The following is a 398-nucleotide window of genomic DNA, read 5'->3' as shown; positions in this document are numbered from 1 at the left end:
CGTCAAGAGTGGATATGGTTTCATCAACAGGAATGACACCAAGGAAGATGTGTTTGTGCATCAGACTGCCATCGCCCGTAACAACCCACGTAAGGCTGTGCGCTCGGTCGGCGACGGAGAGGCGGTGGAGTTTGCCGTGGTTGCCGGGGAGAAAGGCTTTGAAGCAGCTGGTGTTACTGGTCCCGGTGGTGAGCCAGTAAAAGGCTCACCTTATGCTGCAGACAAGCGCCGTGGCTACCACCGCCAATATTTCCCTCGTCAAGGTGGCGGACGAGGCGGTGAAGGAGCTCCACGCAGAGGAGGATTAGGACGTCGTGGACCCCCGCCCAACCAAGGGGGTGCACAAGGAGATGAGGGTCAAGATGGAGGCGTTGTACCATCTCAGCGCTGTTTTTTCC

The 398-nt window shown here is 57.5% G+C and carries 1 pseudogene; it reads left to right on the top strand.

The features are described 5' to 3' along the window. Positions 1–169: pseudogene (locus F0L74_RS34855) on the top strand (cold shock domain-containing protein); the annotation flags it as partial. Positions 170–398 lie beyond the last annotated feature (229 nt).

Source organism: Chitinophaga agrisoli (assembly GCF_008386695.1).
GTDB classification, from domain to species: Bacteria; Bacteroidota; Bacteroidia; order Chitinophagales; family Chitinophagaceae; genus Chitinophaga; species Chitinophaga agrisoli.
Note: the sequence above shows the minus strand (reverse complement) of the source record. Positions and strands in the feature narration are given on the sequence as shown.